Source organism: Methanoplanus endosymbiosus (assembly GCF_024662215.1).
Taxonomy (GTDB): domain Archaea; phylum Halobacteriota; class Methanomicrobia; order Methanomicrobiales; family Methanomicrobiaceae; genus Methanoplanus; species Methanoplanus endosymbiosus.
The window spans coordinates 84,964-102,669 of sequence record NZ_CP096115.1 but is presented as its reverse complement, the minus strand read 5'-3'; the positions used below and the strand labels follow the sequence as shown (position 1 = coordinate 102,669).

9 protein-coding genes, 1 tRNA gene and 1 pseudogene are annotated in these 17,706 nt (G+C 42.1%); 6 read left to right on the top strand and 5 right to left on the bottom strand.

The window, feature by feature from the left end; translation table 11 throughout:
* Window position 1: 1 nt before the first annotated feature.
* The 5 genes and pseudogenes from L6E24_RS00315 (at window position 2) to L6E24_RS00300 (ending at window position 8,052) form a co-directional block, all read left to right on the top strand.
* Window positions 2–3,877, top strand: coding sequence for a right-handed parallel beta-helix repeat-containing protein (locus L6E24_RS00315; RefSeq protein ID WP_257742749.1), 3,876 nt, complete (start codon window positions 2–4; stop codon window positions 3,875–3,877).
* A 97-nt stretch (window positions 3,878–3,974) separates the two neighbouring features.
* A pseudogene (locus tag L6E24_RS14840) lies at window positions 3,975–4,046 on the top strand (hypothetical protein); the annotation flags it as partial.
* Window positions 4,047–4,202: 156 nt separating this feature from the next.
* Window positions 4,203–4,385: a hypothetical protein gene (locus tag L6E24_RS00310; RefSeq protein ID WP_257741296.1), complete on the top strand. Its 183-nt coding sequence runs from the start codon at window positions 4,203–4,205 to the stop codon at window positions 4,383–4,385.
* A gap of 134 nt (window positions 4,386–4,519) precedes the next feature.
* Window positions 4,520–6,022, top strand: coding sequence for a transposase (locus tag L6E24_RS00305; RefSeq protein WP_257741295.1), 1,503 nt, complete (start codon window positions 4,520–4,522; stop codon window positions 6,020–6,022).
* Entirely contained in the window at window positions 5,977–8,052 is a 2,076-nt protein-coding gene (locus L6E24_RS00300; RefSeq protein WP_257742748.1) for a PGF-pre-PGF domain-containing protein, read from the top strand. The genes L6E24_RS00305 and L6E24_RS00300 overlap by 46 nt, the downstream gene beginning before the upstream one ends.
* Before the next feature lie 63 nt (window positions 8,053–8,115).
* Here the strand turns inward: L6E24_RS00300 and L6E24_RS00295 are convergent, their stop codons facing one another.
* The 5 genes from L6E24_RS00295 to L6E24_RS00275 all read right to left on the bottom strand — a co-directional run bounded on the left by L6E24_RS00295 (window position 8,116) and on the right by L6E24_RS00275 (window position 12,416).
* Complete coding sequence (locus L6E24_RS00295) at window positions 8,116–8,865, bottom strand: ABC transporter permease (protein ID WP_257742747.1); 750 nt, start codon at window positions 8,863–8,865, stop codon at window positions 8,116–8,118.
* Window positions 8,866–8,867: 2 nt separating this feature from the next.
* Window positions 8,868–9,851 carry an ATP-binding cassette domain-containing protein gene (locus L6E24_RS00290; RefSeq protein WP_257742746.1) on the bottom strand — a complete coding sequence of 328 codons (984 nt, stop codon included), beginning with the start codon at window positions 9,849–9,851 and terminating at the stop codon, window positions 8,868–8,870.
* A complete protein-coding gene (locus L6E24_RS00285) occupies window positions 9,832–10,341 on the bottom strand; it encodes a PadR family transcriptional regulator (RefSeq protein ID WP_257742745.1) in 510 nt (169 codons plus the stop codon). The genes L6E24_RS00290 and L6E24_RS00285 overlap by 20 nt, the downstream gene beginning before the upstream one ends.
* Before the next feature lie 423 nt (window positions 10,342–10,764).
* Window positions 10,765–10,838, bottom strand: a tRNA-Lys gene (locus tag L6E24_RS00280).
* Window positions 10,839–11,012: 174 nt separating this feature from the next.
* Window positions 11,013–12,416 carry an amino acid permease gene (locus L6E24_RS00275; protein ID WP_257742744.1) on the bottom strand — a complete coding sequence of 468 codons (1,404 nt, stop codon included), beginning with the start codon at window positions 12,414–12,416 and terminating at the stop codon, window positions 11,013–11,015.
* Window positions 12,417–12,734: 318 nt separating this feature from the next.
* Between L6E24_RS00275 and L6E24_RS00270 the strand changes: the two genes are divergently transcribed.
* Window positions 12,735–17,378 carry a right-handed parallel beta-helix repeat-containing protein gene (locus tag L6E24_RS00270; protein ID WP_257742743.1) on the top strand — a complete coding sequence of 1,548 codons (4,644 nt, stop codon included), beginning with the start codon at window positions 12,735–12,737 and terminating at the stop codon, window positions 17,376–17,378.
* Window positions 17,379–17,706: the final 328 nt, after the last annotated feature.

Below are 17,706 nucleotides of genomic sequence, written 5' to 3'. Positions count from 1 at the left end.
TATGGGGCTTAATACTGGGAAAAAATTATTTATAACAGTCATTTTGCTGGCAATGGCTGTTATATCGCCCGCATGTGCATTTGGATTTAATTTTAATGTGGACTATGTGGGCCTTGACAAAGTGGATCTTTCATGGTACAAACCTTCCGGTGTTGAAGGGTTTAAGTACTACGAGGTTGTCCGTGACGGTGCTGTCATAATTACGATAACAGATTATGAAAAAACATCTGTCAGAAACATCAACGTCCCTGCCGGAAGTCATAACTATCAGGTAAGATATTCCGCTGATTCCGGAGGGGATTTCTCGACAACAAAGACTGCCGATGTCGGGCATCCGAGAGGTACAATTAAACTTGGGAGTGATACCTGGACAGGTGAGACCTTCAGTCTTGGCGGCGATGTCAGTCTTGGAGGAAATTCGCTTGATATTTCCGGGTGCACCATCTCCGCCGGAGACAGTATTGATAAAATATCAGGTACTGGTGAACTTGAGATCTCCGATACTGACTTTGACAAAGTTGAGATAGATGTAACCGCACCGGGAGCATCACTTGATGATGTATCATCCGGCAAAAAACTGGCTGTAAGAGGCGGGGGAATAACCGCATCAGGTGTGCAGATCCCATGGGCAAATTACGGAGAAAACCGGTTTTGGCTCTATGGTGATGACAACCGGATTTCTAAATGCAATGCCGAAATTCATCTCCAGGGAGATAATGGTATTATTGAGAGATGCGAAGGGCAGTGGACAAAGATCTACGCAACCGGAGATAATAATACAATAAAGGATAACAACCTCCGTGATGTTCGGGGATATGCTATTTATGCCTCCGGAAATACAACCAGCATTTCCTCAAATAACATCAATAATGCCAGTAACTGGGATGAGTCAGGAAGAGGCATTCATCTTTCAGACTGCATAAATGACATCGATATCTATGGAAATACTATAGCTGATGCAGATGATTGCGGTATATACGCAATTGTTTCTTCAGATAATGTCATGAAGAATTATAACATAGAGTCCAACACCATAACCGGAGGTGAATATGGTATCTTCACACGTGCACCTGTTTCCGGATGGAGCATAACTGACAACAGGATTGATGACTGTTCAGGCTGGATGTTATATAATATCGGAAACTCTGAACATGCGGATATAAGAGGAAACTCCTTTGAAAATATCAGCGGTGGAGGATTAAACTTCCACGGCAACTATTCCTCAATTGTGGAAAACTGCCTCTATCCTGTTAACAATTATGCAATGTCTGTCAGTTCGGATGAAGACGGGGGTTTCCTTGTTGTTTCGGGTAATACAATAACCGGAATCCATGATGATGATAAAAGTCCGGACGGGATGGATATTTCAGCTGCAAACAGTGTGGTTGAGGAAAATATTATCCAGGACTGCAGAAACGGTATTGACACATCATACAGGGAAAACCTGACAATACGCAACAATGAATTTTATGACAACTGGGGTGAATGGGGCATATATTTCTATGACTCCTACAACGGAACCATAGAGAGTAATACATTTACAAATCCGTCCCTTGCAGGGAATACTCATACCAGCGTTATTTATCTTCACCATACAGGAGATGTAGCTGTCAGGAATAACCTGATTGAAGACAGTGGCAGCAATACCGGAATATATGCCAAGTATGCTGATGACGGCATTGTCATAGAAGACAACACCATAAAAAACACAAAATCATCCTCAGTCTGTATAGAGAAGGCAGAAAAAGGGTCATGGGAATCCAAATATAAAGGTAAAGCTGAGGTATCCGTCCGGAGAAATATCATTGACGGAGGACTCTATGGTATTAGCTGCTATTATGCAGACAATGTCACCTTTGAGGAGAATAACATTGTAAATAAGACTTACGGCATTGTAATTCGTGATGCCGACAGTGCTATTGTAAGCGGCAACAATATCGCAGAGGTTAAAAACGGTATCTCTGTTGAAAATTCAAACGGAACTGTTGTAAACGCAAATATATTTAATGTCACAAATATAGGAGGTATCTTCCGGGATCCTCTAATAAACATAATTGTTGCAGGGAATTCCTTCTCAGGGTATTCATATACCGGAATTGAGATAGAGGACTGTGAGGCAACGACATTTTCCGGAAACCTGTTAAATGGAAACCTGTCATACGATGAGGGATGTGACATCTACCTGAAGACCTCCACAGGTGAACTGCAGGATACACTCCTTCTTGAAGAGAATACCATAGGGAATAAATATCCAACAACATTCACTCTGACGGACCCGAATGAACCGGTCTATATCAGAGGGGTGGAAGACCCGCCTGATACACCTTCACCCCCGGATTATCAGACCACAAAAAGCTCAATCGGCAAATGGCTTGAGATAGTGGGCGAAGGGGGGCAGACTGACGTTCAGATGAACCTGACTTTCCACTATACAGCAGATGACGTAAAAGATCTGGAGGAGAGCACCCTTTCCGTATGGAAATACAACGGTACTGCCTGGGATGCCGGCAATGAAATGTGGGACTCATGGAACGGGACACGCTGGCATGACCTCAATAAACACGAGATCGGGGTTGAGGTTGAGAAACTCTGTATATTCGCCCCTCTTGGCGGACTTTCGGTTCACAACCTCAGAATACCAAGAGATTATGAAACAATCACAGAGGCACTTGACGACTTTGATTTCCAGTCAGGAGATACGATAACTGTTGATGAAGGCTACAGCGGAACAGAGGAAAATATTTATATTGATGATGAAGTTAAACTGAAGGCATCATCCGGAACTCCGGCATCAGTTACGCTTACTGCCCTTGACCCGTATGAACCAACAGTGCTTGTGAGGTATTCAGACGATGTCGAGATTGACGGTTTTGTGATTACAGGAGCAACGGGTTCACAGGGAGTTAAAATGGTTGCCTGTGACAATTCAAAGGTTACCAATTCACGTATCGAAGGAAACTTCTTCGGTGCAGTTATCGCCGCCGATAATTATCAGTCGCCTGAAAAATGCACAAACTGCAAGATTACAGACTGCACAATAACCGGAAATGATCACGGCGCAGTCTATATCAACAGTTCGGACGACTGCATTGTCATTGACTGCACCCTCTCAGGGGCAGTTGGAGTCGGGCTTGAGAAAGCACAGAATGCATTTATCTCCGGGAATACACTCAAAGACTGTGCTGATTACGGGGTCACTGATAATTATGGTAAAAACAATGAAATTACCGGCAATACAGTTACCGGAGGCAGACTTGGCTTTTATCTTTATGACAGCGAATCCGATACAATCAAAGAGAACTCTGTAACAGAGACCTCCGGGCCCGGCATTGTACTTGAAAAGACAGAGGAATGTACCTTCACCGGCAATTCGGTAACCGGTTCTCCGCTTGGAATCGCATGTGAGGATTCAGATACAAACACCTTCACGGGCACTGTAATATCCGGCAAAGATGCAGGCGGCTCAGAACTTGTCGGTATCGATCTTAAAGATTCGGACAGCAATACATTCACACGCTGCACAGTATCTGATCTAAAATCTGTCGGCTATGCAGTTACAGGGCTTATAATCGAAGGGGCGGCAGATCATAATACATTTGACACCTGCACATTCTCCGGGTTTGAGGCATCCCGTGCTGACGGTGCAAGGCTTTTCGCATCAGACAATCTTATCAGAAACTCGACATTCACTGACTTCAGGGGTGCTGCCGGCGGTGCATCGGCCGTCTTTAACGGAGTAAACAGCACAGGAAATATAATCAGAAAATGTTCTGTAAGCGGAATATATGCTGCAGAAAATGCAACGGCTTTCCGGATAGAGGGGGCTAAGCATCTGACGCTATGGCGTCAAAATAGAGTTGGATTTATAACTCCCTAAATCCCTCTCAAAACAGCCTACATTCCTTTTAAATTTTGATCTGACTTTCAATTCTAAATCAATGGTTTCATATATGTGGTGATATATATCACTATGGGTGTCATACATACGGAAATACACTCGTCACAACAAAAATGGAGATGTTAAGACCTACTTTGCTGAAGTTGAATCTGTTCGAATTGATGGAAAAGTTGTCCAGCGATACATCCGACCTTTAGGGACTGATCCATCTTTTCCAAATAATTTTACTATAGATAAAGACCATTTTTCTTTTTTAGCCAATCAACTAACTGAAAGAGAATTAACTCCAAATGAGGTATTAGATATGTTGGAAAATATGGGACACCCTGTCTCGCGTGAATCCCTTAAGAGTGTAGGTATTACCTACGACTTTGGAAAAAAAACGTACTCTATTTCCCTTTCCCACCCAAAGAACTCAAAAAAATCCATAACAGATGCCCAGTCTGTAAAAAAAGACTCTACGTCCAAAAAGCAGCTAAAAGAATAGTTAAAACATTATCGGGAGAGATCAGGTTTAATATAGTTTATAAATACTGTAAAGAACATGGTGCGTGTAATGAACCATTAATCTCAATTTTCAATCAAATATGCCCTGCCGGACGCAACTTTGATACTAAAATAATGGTTGCTGTTGGTTTATTGCGATTTCTTTTTGATTTCCAAAGAGATGAAATAAGAACCATTCTTTTATCTCGAGGAATTAGTATTTCAACTGGTGAAATATCTAATCTGTCTAAAGAGCTTTTGTTAAGGTTCTATGCTCTGCACAAAAGACATATGCCTCAAATGAAGTCCTTTTTTGAGAGAGAAGGTGGCGCAAAGCTTCACCTGGATGGGACCGGAGAAGCAGGAAATGAAATTGTTTTTATGGCAAAGGACGGGGATACAGGAATTACAATGGATGCCCAAATTATACCAACAGAGAGCAAAAAATATGTTAAAATCTTCCTGAATAACTTAAAATCACTATTGGGGGACCCAATAGTCATTGTTAGAGATATGAGCAAGCAGATTCGAGATGCAGCATTTGAGATTTTTCCTGACGTAAAGCACCAAATTTGTCAGTATCACTTCGTTAAAAATCTTGGTAAAACCATTTTTAAAACCAGATACTCTACTTTTCGCAAAGATATTGTGAAAATGAGGATCCTAAGTCAAATCAAGAAAATGAAAGGGGACCTCAGTGCAATAAAACATCATGGTTCTGAAAAAGATATATTCTTCGCAGAGCAAAAATGGATTATTCTTGCTATAGAGCATCTTCTTATCTGCCGTGAAAGGAGTTCAAATTACCCATTTGGTTTACCCTACTTTGAAATAATGAATAGAATTTTAGATGTCCAAATAATGGCCCACAAAATATTAGAATGGAATATGGCCCATAAAGTTAACGTATGTGAAATTAAGGAGTTTTCTGAAAAATTAGATGATATCACAAACAATGCAGGCATAAACTCCCAATATTCTAAAATTCAAAAGATATGGGAATGGTTTGAGAAAGTGAGGATTACTTTAAGGGTTGGCAGGCACTTAAGTCAAAATGGAAGTGATATGATAACCACAAATGCTCAAAATATGAGAGACGATTTTGAGATCATTCTGAATGCCATTGACATAGATGGAGTAACCAAAGGGGGCGAATTACTCCGCGGAGCAAGGCAAATAACAAACAACTGCAGAAAACACATGGATGAACTTTTTGTGGAAGTAAAAGACACATTTGGTAATGTAGTTGACATTATGAGAGATAATAATATTGAAGAACGCGGCCATAGGTGGAGTAGAATGCACATACGAAGACGAACCGGAAGAAATAGAACTACAAACGAAATGGCACAATATGGTGCACTAATGGCCATTTTCTCAAACCTTGAGAATGAAACTTATGTGAGAGAAATTCTCTATGACATAAAAGATTTTATTCGAGAGATACAGGATATTACAGCTGAAGAGATCAGCAGTGCAAGTGAACTGGTGAGGCCATATGCACATAAAGAAATTGTACATTCTGACAGTAAGAGATTGGAGTATTTGGAAGAATTCATAAACTTGCTTGAAGGTGGACGTTCAGCTGAAAAATGGCTATCAAAATTCAATATTTCCAACCGAATAATGACGCCATAGATCTGACGATTAAAGACTGCACAGCAGGTGCAATAAATCCCGAAAATACCTCATCATTTGTAATATTTAAGGATTCAGAATACTCAAATGTCATCGAATCAACAGCACTTGGAAATAATGCAAATATTCACGAACTCCGTGCAGCAGGTGATCTCACGGTTTCAGACACGACAGATATTCCGCCGGACGGGGACGGACTCTATAACATCGGCCATTACCTGAATCTCTCCACCGGAAGTTCAGCTGAAGCATGGCTTTCATTTGACTATACTGATGAAGACCTCGGTGGAAAGGATCCGGCACTTCTCTCGGTATGGAGAAATGAAGGCACCGGATGGCAGCAGGTGCCACAGCCAAACGGTGTGAATACGGCAGAGCGTTATGTTTATGCTGATAATATCACTGAATTTTCAGTATTTGCACCGATGTGGTCCGGAAAAGACCTTCCAGTCGCAGATTTCACAGCAGAACCGACAGAAGGCACTGTCCCGCTTCAGGTAAGATTTACTGACAAATCAGAAAATGCACAGATATGGTTATGGACATTTGGTGACGGCAGCACTTCAGAAGAAAAAAATCCGGTTTACACATACAACAGCATAGGAACATTTACAGTAAGTCTGAAAGTCACAAATCCGCTTGGAAGTGATACAAAAACAGTTATGGATTACATAACCGTCAGGGATGTACCACCTGAGCCGCCAAAGAAGACTGAGAACATGACCTTAAAGGACAACGGGACAAAAGTCTCTGAAATCGGAGGAAAACAGCAGGTCAGTTTCAATTCATCTGAAAGTTCAGGCGGAGAGATATCGGGGGACAATATCATCCTCAGAAATAACGGGATTAATGTCACAATCACCACAGACGGGCTTACAAATACAAGCGGGATGTACTCGGGCAATGTTACGGGCGTAAACCTGAGCAGTGATCCCCTGACTTCTGATATCGGCGGAAATGTAGGCAATGCCTCATTCTCGTTCAATGCCTCTATGCCGAGGTACAACCCGGATGCCGTCATTGAGACATCACTTTATGAAAAGCCAAGTGATCATGCAGCCACACAGTTCAGCCTGACTGCCTCTAAGAATGGCCTTAATATTGATTCAACAGCATATTCTGTCTATATCACCAAAACAAACCTGACAGCAAATGACACCATATCCAATGCAGTCCTGCGGTTTACTGCCGGAGAGGCATGGGTTAATGCAAACGGCGGAAAGGATGCCATAAGGGTAATAAGGGAGGCAGACAACGGAACCTGCCAGTTCCTTGAAACGACCTATATCGGCACAGACGGAAAGGGCAATATGATCTTTGAGGCCATATCGCCTGACGGGTTCTCGGCATTTGCAATGGTGGCCGTATCGGCGGTGCCTTCACCTGCACCAGGGCCGTCCGGCGGATCTTCGTCCTCATCAGGCGGAGGAGGAAGCGGCGGGGATACTGTTGCTTCCTCATCCGGAAGTGTAAAAGCAGGAGTTCCGGCGGCATTTACAGTTAAGGACGGGCCTGTTTATGAGGCTGATATTAACTTTAACAGAGATCTCTCATCAGTACTCCTGACAGTGAATACAAGGAGCACGGTTCCTCCCGGTGTACAGAATGAGCCGGAACTGGAGGTCTATCGCTACCTGACCTTTGAACTCTATAAAGCCGATCCCTCAGATGTATCATCTGCAAGTATCAAATTTTCAGTTCCCCAAAACCTCGTTTCCGGTAAGAAAACTGTCCTCCTGCATTACACAGACGGAAAGTGGGTAAGTCTCCCAACCGTAAAAACGGGTGAAAAGGACGGCAATGAACTCTACAGTGCAGAAACACCGTCACTTTCATCCTTTGCAATAGCCTTTGATAAACCCGCAGGAGATATTATAACAGCTGAAAAGACAGAAACAGACGTGATAATCACAGAAAAAACGGACAGAAAGGATGCACCCCTCCCGACAGCAAGCCCCGGCTTTGGACTTTTTGTTCTTCTTCTGGCATCTGCAGGATTTATTCTTATGCAGCACAGGGAAAAATACTGAGGATTTTACCCCCAAAAAACCCTCTTTTAAAAGAAAAATTTTTTAGAACTATCCGGAAAAGAATTATATTTTTGTTTTCCGGAAGAGAAATGCTCCCAGAATTATCATTGCACCTGAAAATCCGAGCAGGACTGCAAGGCATACCAAAGGATTTATCTGTGACACTCCGTTAAGGCCATACCTAATCCCCTCAACACCATATGTCAGCGGGTCAAAGAGCGTCAGTGTCTTAAAAGCCGGGGGGAGGCTCTCTATCGGAAACATAGCCCCTGAAAGTCCGAATATCGGAAAGATTATAAAGCTCATAATAAGCTGAAAACCGTTCATATCCTCCATCCTTGATGCAATTGCAATCCCAAGGGAGGTGAAGCCTATTCCGACCAGTGCCATGAATCCGAATGCGATAAACAGCCCGGCAATATCAGGTATTTCAAGCCCGATAAAGAGCGAGAGCACAAGAATTATTGTACCCTGTATAATCGCCGTTGTTGCCCCGCCGAATGTCTGCCCAAGCATAATCTCTGTCCGCGAGACCGGAGCAACAAGAGTCTCCTTTAAAAAACCAAACTGCTTATCCCAGATCACCTGAACTCCGGAGAATATCGAGGTAAATAAAACACTCATCGCCACAATTCCGGGGACAAGGAAGTCCACATAATTCCCCCCGACACCTGAGATGTTCACAACCGAATTCAGCCCGAAACCAAGGATTATCAGGAAGAAGAGCGGCATCCCAAGACTCCCTACAATCCTGCTTCTTGACCGGAGATATCTTTTGAGGTTTCTGAGCCAGATTGTGTAGATGACATCCATGATCAGTGCCTCCTTCTCTTATAATCCATTCTCATGTGATCCTTTGCCCCGGCTTCCTCATCGCGGATCGTCCTGCCGGTATAATGCAGAAATACATCCTCAAGTGTTGGTTTATGAACTGAAACTGATGTTATCTTTATTTTCCGGTTTATCAGGGTCTCGATCAGTTCTGACAAATGCTCTTCGGCATCATGCAGGGCAACTGTGAAAAAGCCATTATAGCCCTCAGTATTCTCAATCCACGATTTTTCAAGGCCGGAAATTTTACCGGAATAATCAGGAGATTTTATGGTTATAACATCCCCTCCCAGCCTCTTCTTAAGGTTTTCAGGTGTATCAAGGGCAACGATCTGACCTTTGTCAATTATCCCTATACGCCCACAGAGCCTGTCGGCCTCGTCCATGTAATGTGTAGTCAGAATTACGGTTATCTTCATCTCACGGCTGAGCTTATCGATATAATCCCATAGGTAATTCCTCGTCTGTGGATCAAGTCCAAGTGTCGGTTCATCTAAAAATAGCACCTTTGGCCGGTGCAGCAGACCCCTTGCAATCTCAAGCCTTCTTCTCATACCACCGGAATAGGTCTTTACAAAATCGTCCTTTCTCTCAGTAAGCCCGACAAGTTCAAGCAGTTCTTCTGTTCTTTCGGCCCGGATTTGTTTTGGAATCCGGTACAGCCTGCCGTGAAAGTCCATATTCTCCCATGCAGTAAGCTCTTCATCAAGGCTCTGGTCCTGAAAGACAATCCCTATTGACTTTCTGACACCGTCTTCATCAGCACTGATATCATGTCCGGCAACTTCAGCTTTTCCCGAAGTTGGAGAGAGCATTGTTGCAAGCATTGAAATTGTAGTCGTCTTCCCTGCACCGTTTGGCCCAAGAAGGCCGAATATTTCACCCTCATTTATATCAAATGATATGCTGTCAACGGCGGTGAAATCACCGAATTTTTTAGTGAGTTCTTCAACTGCTACCGCTTTCATCCGAATTCAGCTCCTGTAATTCCGCAAGGCATTTATTAATAATTCTCTGTACATCATCCTGCTTTTCAGCCGGAATACCTTCTGCAACAGACCGTATATTCAGCAGGTCAGATCTCAGATTTCCGTTCTCTTCTCCGAATATCTCCACGAGGAGATCCCTGAACATGAAAAACTTCTCCTTCTCTTCTTTCCTCCCCCGTACAATTGAATCAAGTGTATCTTTCCCGTCCGGAGTCAGCTCAAAGATATTCTTGCAGCGCTTTCCGGTATCTGATATTGTAATCAATCCTTCTTCGTCCATTTTTTTTAGCATTGGGTATAATGTGCCCTTGCTTGGTACCCATGCACCTTTTGTCTTAACAGATATCTCCTTTAACAGTTCATATCCGGATTTTGGATCATCTTTAAGGGAATGAAGGATATAAAGCTGGATTAAACCCCTGCCCCTCCCTCCATTTTTCCTTTCCGTAAATTTCAGCGGCCCGCTCATATTATCACCATTTATTTCTTAAAAGAACTATTTAAAAAAGAACCATACTAATTTAAACAGTTCATTATCGTACTATTGGAGGATATAATATTTAAACCTGATTTTTCAGACAATACCACCACGACCTATCTTATATCTGGCAGAATTATTTTGATCCGGAATTTACAGGAGATATGACCAGAGTATTGCAGATATATTATATCCTTAAAGGTGATTTTTTAAAAAACTGAAATTTTTGCCGTTTAGGAGACATTCCGGATTTAAACTGTTACTATTTATTATATGAACTGTCAAAATAATCGGCCGGTCATAATTATATGTGGGCCTGAAAATAAATGAACAGTGAAGAAAGAATGCGATCTTATGAAAGAATTTCAGAAACGATATCCGGAAATATTCTAAAGAGAACAAAGAAAAATTTAGCGGGCCCGGAGGGATTTGAACCCCCGACCACCTGATTAAAAGTCAGGCGCTCTGCCTAACTGAGCTACAGGCCCAATCTATTGAGTAAACACTTACATGCAAATTATTCCGGACGTAAACAGAGTTAATTACCCGGCCTTACTGCTGAAGTAAACCTACCCATTAACATTATCACTTATATGAGATAATAATTTTGATTTGATTCTGAATTTTCATCATGAATTTACAACAACTGACTCTGTTATGCCCTAATCTTTGCTCTTCCATTCCGGTTTTCTGATGGCATAAGTGATCAGCGGAACTGAGATAATCACAATCATACCAAAGGTCATACCTGCGGCATAGATAAGCTCATAACCGGGTGCGGTTTCAGGATCATAGAAGGTCACAAATTCCATGAAGAGAACTGTTACTATCCCCAGTATTCCCATAACTGAAAAGATAGCTTTTTTTGCCATTGTACGGTAACCGTTTGCCTCAAATAGTCTTTTCCTGCTCTTAAACGCTGAGAGCATCAGTATAAGATAGGCAATGAGGTATATATGAGTTAAAAGTGCAAGCATCACCCAGTATGCTGAATTCACACCCGGAATCAGAGTGAAAATAAGGCAGAATACAGTGACTGCAACTGCCTGAATTATTAATGTGTGTGCCGGAATTCCGTTTTCATTGATATACTGCATAAAAGGCGGAAGTGAACCTTTCCGGGCAGTAAGTGTAAGTCCCCTTGCCGGGGCTAAAATCCAGGAATTGATCTCACCAACAGTCCCAAACATTATCATGAGAATTATGACAAACAGCATCCAGCCCGCATTCATCTCAGCAAATAGCATATTCAGCGCCTGTAAAAGGCCGTTTACAAGGCTGATATTCCCTTCCGGAATTACGGTTGCGATGGAGAGGGAGCAGAGAATGTTTACCAGAACACAGAATATTCCGCCGATTACAAGGGTTGGCAGATAATTTTTCGCTGCATCCTTTAGATCGCCAAGGTGTGCCGCTGAGGCTTCAATGCCAAAGAAGGGATTAACAAAAGCCGCAATCATTGAAAGAGCTGCAAGGGATGAGAGATCGGGCACAATATTAGCATATGTAAAGGAGAGGTCAGTCTGGGGCAGATGTCCGGTTGCGATATGTAAAGCCGCCATTGAGATTATCACAAATGCCGGAATGAATACTCCGATAATTACGCAGAATGTGCTTATCTTTGCTGATACTTTCAGCCCTTTCATGCTGATTAGGGTCGCTGACCAGAAAAATATCAGAGATACTGCAAGAATATAAATTTTGTTCTCCGACAATTCAGGTGCGAAGAGATAGGCTATTGCTCCGGATATGAAGCTTAAGAGAAGAACAGATACGATAATCAGGTGCATCCACTGAATAAATATCGCAGTAAATCCCCATCTCTCACCAAATGACTCCTTAACCCAGGCATAAAGCCCGCCCTCAACCGGAAAGGCACAGCCAAACATCTTCAGGACAAGGGTCATTGGCAGGAGAAAGCCGATTGTGGTTATGGCAAAATAAAAGAGGATATTCATGCCTGTAACCGCCTGTGAAGGCAGGCTTCTGAGGCTAATCATTATTGAGGCTGTGATCATTGCAAATGTAAAAAAACCAAGCCTGTATTTATTGAGAGATTCTGCCATTAATCAGAAATTTAAGCACTACTGAATTTTAATCATTTGTTTTTAACCGTGGATTATGATGAATATGAAAGTTACCGGAATACCAGATAAACGACAGCCGGACTCTCTTCTTATCTGAAGAAATAAATTTATAAGATCATGATCAACTTAAACTTTAAAGCGCCTGATATTCCGGATATGTAATGAGTGATTTTCATCTGGCAGAGAGTTTCACTCAGAGTATTTTCCTGAATAATAAACCGGAGATTCATTAATTTAGTATTCTTTTTTTATGCTCCTGTCAATGAGTTCCGGACAGGCCCGAATGAGGAGATTGTTATGAGGATTGGGACTTATTTAATGGTAATTTTAATCTGCACAGCGGTATTTGCAGGAACAGCATCTGCAATAGGTGTAATTTATGTCGGCTATGACAAGGCCGATATTTCATGGTCGCAGTATGTTGGAGATGATTTTGGAAAATACGTGATCTATGCCGATTCATCGCCTGTTGATACCATATATGACCAGTCTGAGACAAGATGCCGTGCAGACGGCCTGACGACAGACCGGGTGTACAATTTTGAGGTTGAGTACTACGATAAGAGCGATAAACTGAAGAGTACTGATTCAAAAGATATTCACATAGGACAGGTGCATGGAACACTCAGGCTTGGAGATGATGACTGGAACAGCATAGATGTCAATATGACAGGTGATATTGATCTGTATGGTCATGAACTATCAGTGCGTAATTCAAACGTTTTTTCAGGCCCGACCAGCAATCAGTATTACTATCCGGAAACTATCAAAGGTTCAGGCGATCTGATGGTTATAAACTCTCAGTTTACAAACGTCACCGTCGATGTAACCCTTAATGACAGCTTCTTTTCCGGAATGTCAGCAAACCAGGACATAAAATTCCGTTGCAGTGAGAAGACATTTCTAAATATTACAGCAGAAGGGACATATAACGGAAATCCGGTTTCATTCTGGATAATCGGGGATTCAAATACCGTAAGTGACTGCGGCGGGTTCATAAAAGCTGAAGGTGACAACAATCACTTTGAAGACAACAACTGTATGATTATTCAGGTGAGCGGTGAATCTCCGGTTATAACCGGAAATACAGTCGGCAACTCTGTTTATGACAATTATCCTGGCATTTCTACTGAAAACGGCAATAATACGGTAATTTCAGGCAATATAGTGTCTGGAATTAAGGGAACGGGAATTAATTTATACACTGATAAAAATCCTCTAATTGTGGATAATGTCATAAGTGACTGCCGGGATCGCGGAATATACATCAGTTCCCCTTACCTGGAAGAGATCATTAATGTAACTCTGATAAACAACACTGTCAGCCGGACAGGTTCAGAGGGATTCCGGACATGGGACCCTGTAAGTGGCGGAGAGTTTTCACGTAATTTATTCTCAGATCTTGGAAACATTGGTCTCAGAGTAGATGGGACTGATCTTTTAGTAAAGGAAAACCGTTTTGTAAACTGTAGTTATGCCGGAATGAGCATTCATGCTGTCAGTTCGGAGTTCACCGGGAATTATGCCGATAAGTCATCCATGGAGATTTATGGTAATGACGGCTGGTGGAGTACAATTGGATACAATTCAGTAAGAGATAATATAGTATCAAACACCCGCGAAGGATATATCGGGCTTGATGCTGAATCTGACAACAGTACTGTCATCAATAATACCGTATCGTGGAGCTATGAAGGGATCTCATGCGAAGGCTTCAATATTACAGTTGCCAAAAATACGGTTACGAACAACCTTAATTCAGGAATAACCCTGGATGCTGTATTTGGCAATATTTCCGGAAACACTCTCATAAATAACTCAAACTTTAACAATGTCTACTATGGCGGAATTTACATTAATTCCGGCAATAACCTGAGTATAACAGATAATACAGTTGATACAGCCTACAGATGCATGTATTTTGACGGAGGCACAGACGGCACAACAGTTGAGAAAAATATAATCAGCAATGGTTCAGGAATATATGTCAGTTCATCAGGCCCGTCTGACTTCACTGTCAGGGACAACATAATCAAAGGCTCTTCAGCTGGATTTGGAATAGCCCTTACCTATATTGATGAAGCAGAGATAACCGACAATGAGATTTCCAATTTTGCTAAGGGAATAACTCTGTTTAGTGTAAACGGGACTTTAATTGAGAATAACAATATTACACAGACCACCACATCCGGAATTGAATTCGGACCATATACAGAAACATATGGAGGATGCTATCTGAATGAAATCTCCGACAACTCAGTTGAATCAAAGAACACAGGCATCAAAGTTGATGCTAAAAATACAACTGTCACGTCCAATACTGTAACCGGATATACCCAGAACGGCATCTATCTTACAATGGGCGAGGGAACAAACATCAGCAGTAACATACTGAAGAAAAATACATCCTACAACCCCTGGGACTTATACATAAATACTGAAGAAGGGTTATTCCAGGATACACTGACACTTGACACCAATACCATAGGCGTTTCAAACCCGACAAACCTTACATTCTCAAACATCTCAGACTGCTTTGCAGTAATGAGCGTAGAAGATCCGCCCGAACCACCCAAACCTCCGGAATACAACACAACCAGAACCTCAATCGGAAAGTGGGCACAGGTGTACAATCTGAGCACTGAACTTGAACTGGACATAGAATTCCATTACACAGATGAGGAGATTGAGGGCTATAACGAGAGTTCACTGTGGGTATGGAAGCACAACGGAACAACCTGGGACGAAGGCAATCCTGATGACTGGGAGAGCTGGGACAATAAACACTGGGTGAATCCAGAGAGAAATATTGTCGGAGCAAGCATATACCACTGCTGCATATTTGCGCCGCTAACCGGAAAACCGGTGCACAACCCACGGCTTGAAGCGGATTATATGTCAATAAAAGAGGCCCTTGATGACTTTGAATTCACAGACGGAGACACCATAACCGTTGACACATCATACACCGGCACAAAGGAGAACATCAATATTTACAAAGAGGTCAGGCTGAAATCTTCATCCGGAAAAGCGGCATCAGTGACCATTACAGCAGATGATCCATATGATCCGGCTATAAAGATATTTTCAGACAATGTTGAAATTGACGGTTTCGTCATCACAGGGGCAGCATTCTCATACGGATTAAAAATTGAAGGATGTGAAGTTGTTAAGGTATCCAACTGTAAAATAACAGGAAACTCTGTCGGAGCATCCTTAGCCAAATCGGAAATAGGAACCCCTGAAAAGTCTGAGTACTGTACAATATCATACTCCGAATTCTCCGGAAATTCAAACTGTGGTGTATATATCAACGATTCGGACGAGAACAATGTATTTGACTGTGAGATAAAAGATCCCATCGGAATTGCGATTGAAAACGGCATATCGGGCTTAGTTTCCGACTGTACCTTCTCCGGAAATTCAGAATACGGTGTTGTTGTTCAGCATGGCGGTTCTGTAAATGAGATTATGTCATGTGAATTCACAGACACAGAGAACGGAATCTACCTCTATGATACTGAGAAGAACACCTTTTCAGGATTAACCTTCAAAAACACGGCAGACACCGTAATCAATGCTGAGGATTCAGACCGGAATACATTTTCAGACATCTCTTCCGATTCATTCGGAAGTGGAGCATATCTTAAGAATTCAGACTCAAACAGTTTTACAGACTGTGAATTCAAAGGCAATTCTGACGGTTTCGTCACCGGATTTGAGATCTCAGGTTCAGAGAGCAATACAATAGAAAACTGTAATATCCACGATATTGCATCTGTAGGATATTCCGTTGACGGTTTTAAGATCTACGGCGATTCAGACAGTAACTCAATATCAAACTCAAGTATTTCCGGTTTTGAATCCTCAAAGTGTACAGGCATAACGCTCACCTCAGGAAGCGGTAATATAATAGAAAATGTAACCGTATCCGGTCTGAGTGCTGCATACGGCGGTGCATACGGGCTGAAGCTCACATCCGGACCAAATATTGTTAAAAATTCCGGATTTACAGGTATTTCTGCCACAAACAATTCATATGGCTGGATACTAAACGGGGACTATGGCAATACCCTGAAAAATTCATATCTGAATAGTATTGCATCTCCAAATGTTTCAGCCGGAATTTCGGCTGAGAACTTTGGCTATACAAACAGTCTGTCAGGAATCACATTTGCCGGAGAGAATGCAACGACATTTTCAATGAAAGGAAAGGGCAATATGACGTTTGGATGGGCATTAACCCCGCCGCCTGACGGTGATGACCTGATAAATATCGGCCATTATCTCGACATTAACGGAGATTCCGGTTCAGAATTATCCCTTGAGGTGAATTATTCAGCCGGAGACTTAGGTACAAAAGATCCAAATCTCCTGTCCATGTGGCACTATAAGGGAGACAGCTGGGTCAAACTGCCCCAGCCAAACGGTGTTGACACAGCTGCAATGTACACCTATGCCGACAATATCACTGAATTCTCGGTCTTTGCACCGATGTGGAACGGATATATCCCTAATCCGGTTGCAAATTTCACAGCAGCACCGCTATCAGGTGCTGCAATCCGGCAGGTAAATTTCACAGATCTCTCCACAGAAAGTCCGCATACATGGTCATGGAATTTTGGTGACGGAAATACATCATCAGTACAGAATCCGGTGCACAACTACACAGTAAACGGAACCTATACCGTAAGCCTTACTGTAACAAACGATGGCGGCAGTGATACGATGACAAAGACGGATTATATTACAGTCTATAAGAAAGGCGACTTTAACGGCAACGGTGTTGTTGACATAGGGGACGTTTCAAAGGTTGCATATATGGTTGCCGGACTGACCCACGTTGACATGGCTGCTGACTTCAACGAAAACGGTGAGGTCGATACCGGAGATGCAGCAAGGATTGCATGGTATTTTGTCGGGAAGATTAGTGAATTATAGTAACATACATCAAAAGAAACACCAAAATAAAATATTTTCTCCAAAATTCAGGATAATAATCCGTTGTGGAACTAATTTTTTGAAGACAATATGACAACATCATTTGACAACCGGACATTTTTTGAGGCAGATCTGAGCGATTAAACCTATAAATTATTTCATAGTCTATTAATTTTCATTATTGCAACAGCCTCATTATTTCAGATAATAAAACCTGACTTTAAGGGTAACAAATAAGTATTTTTACGTATATAGAACTGGTTTATAGCCAGGGTTTCAGCTCCGGATTTTTAGGTTTTTGACAGATTTGGCAATTACAATACTTAAT

What these genes read in the sequence shown, in the direction of transcription:
- L6E24_RS00315 (WP_257742749.1), top strand. Translation starts at nt 2, where the DNA reads ATGGGGCTTAATACTGGGAAAAAATTATTTATAACAGTCATTTTGCTG.
- L6E24_RS00310 (WP_257741296.1), top strand. Translation starts at nt 4,203, where the DNA reads ATGTTGGAAAATATGGGACACCCTGTCTCGCGTGAATCCCTTAAGAGT.
- L6E24_RS00295 (WP_257742747.1), bottom strand. Translation starts at nt 8,865, where the DNA reads ATGGATGTCATCTACACAATCTGGCTCAGAAACCTCAAAAGATATCTC.
- L6E24_RS00305 (WP_257741295.1), top strand. Translation starts at nt 4,520, where the DNA reads ATGGTTGCTGTTGGTTTATTGCGATTTCTTTTTGATTTCCAAAGAGAT.
- L6E24_RS00270 (WP_257742743.1), top strand. Translation starts at nt 12,735, where the DNA reads ATGAGGATTGGGACTTATTTAATGGTAATTTTAATCTGCACAGCGGTA.
- L6E24_RS00285 (WP_257742745.1), bottom strand. Translation starts at nt 10,341, where the DNA reads ATGAGCGGGCCGCTGAAATTTACGGAAAGGAAAAATGGAGGGAGGGGC.
- L6E24_RS00275 (WP_257742744.1), bottom strand. Translation starts at nt 12,416, where the DNA reads ATGGCAGAATCTCTCAATAAATACAGGCTTGGTTTTTTTACATTTGCA.
- L6E24_RS00300 (WP_257742748.1), top strand. Translation starts at nt 5,977, where the DNA reads ATGGCTATCAAAATTCAATATTTCCAACCGAATAATGACGCCATAGAT.
- L6E24_RS00290 (WP_257742746.1), bottom strand. Translation starts at nt 9,851, where the DNA reads ATGAAAGCGGTAGCAGTTGAAGAACTCACTAAAAAATTCGGTGATTTC.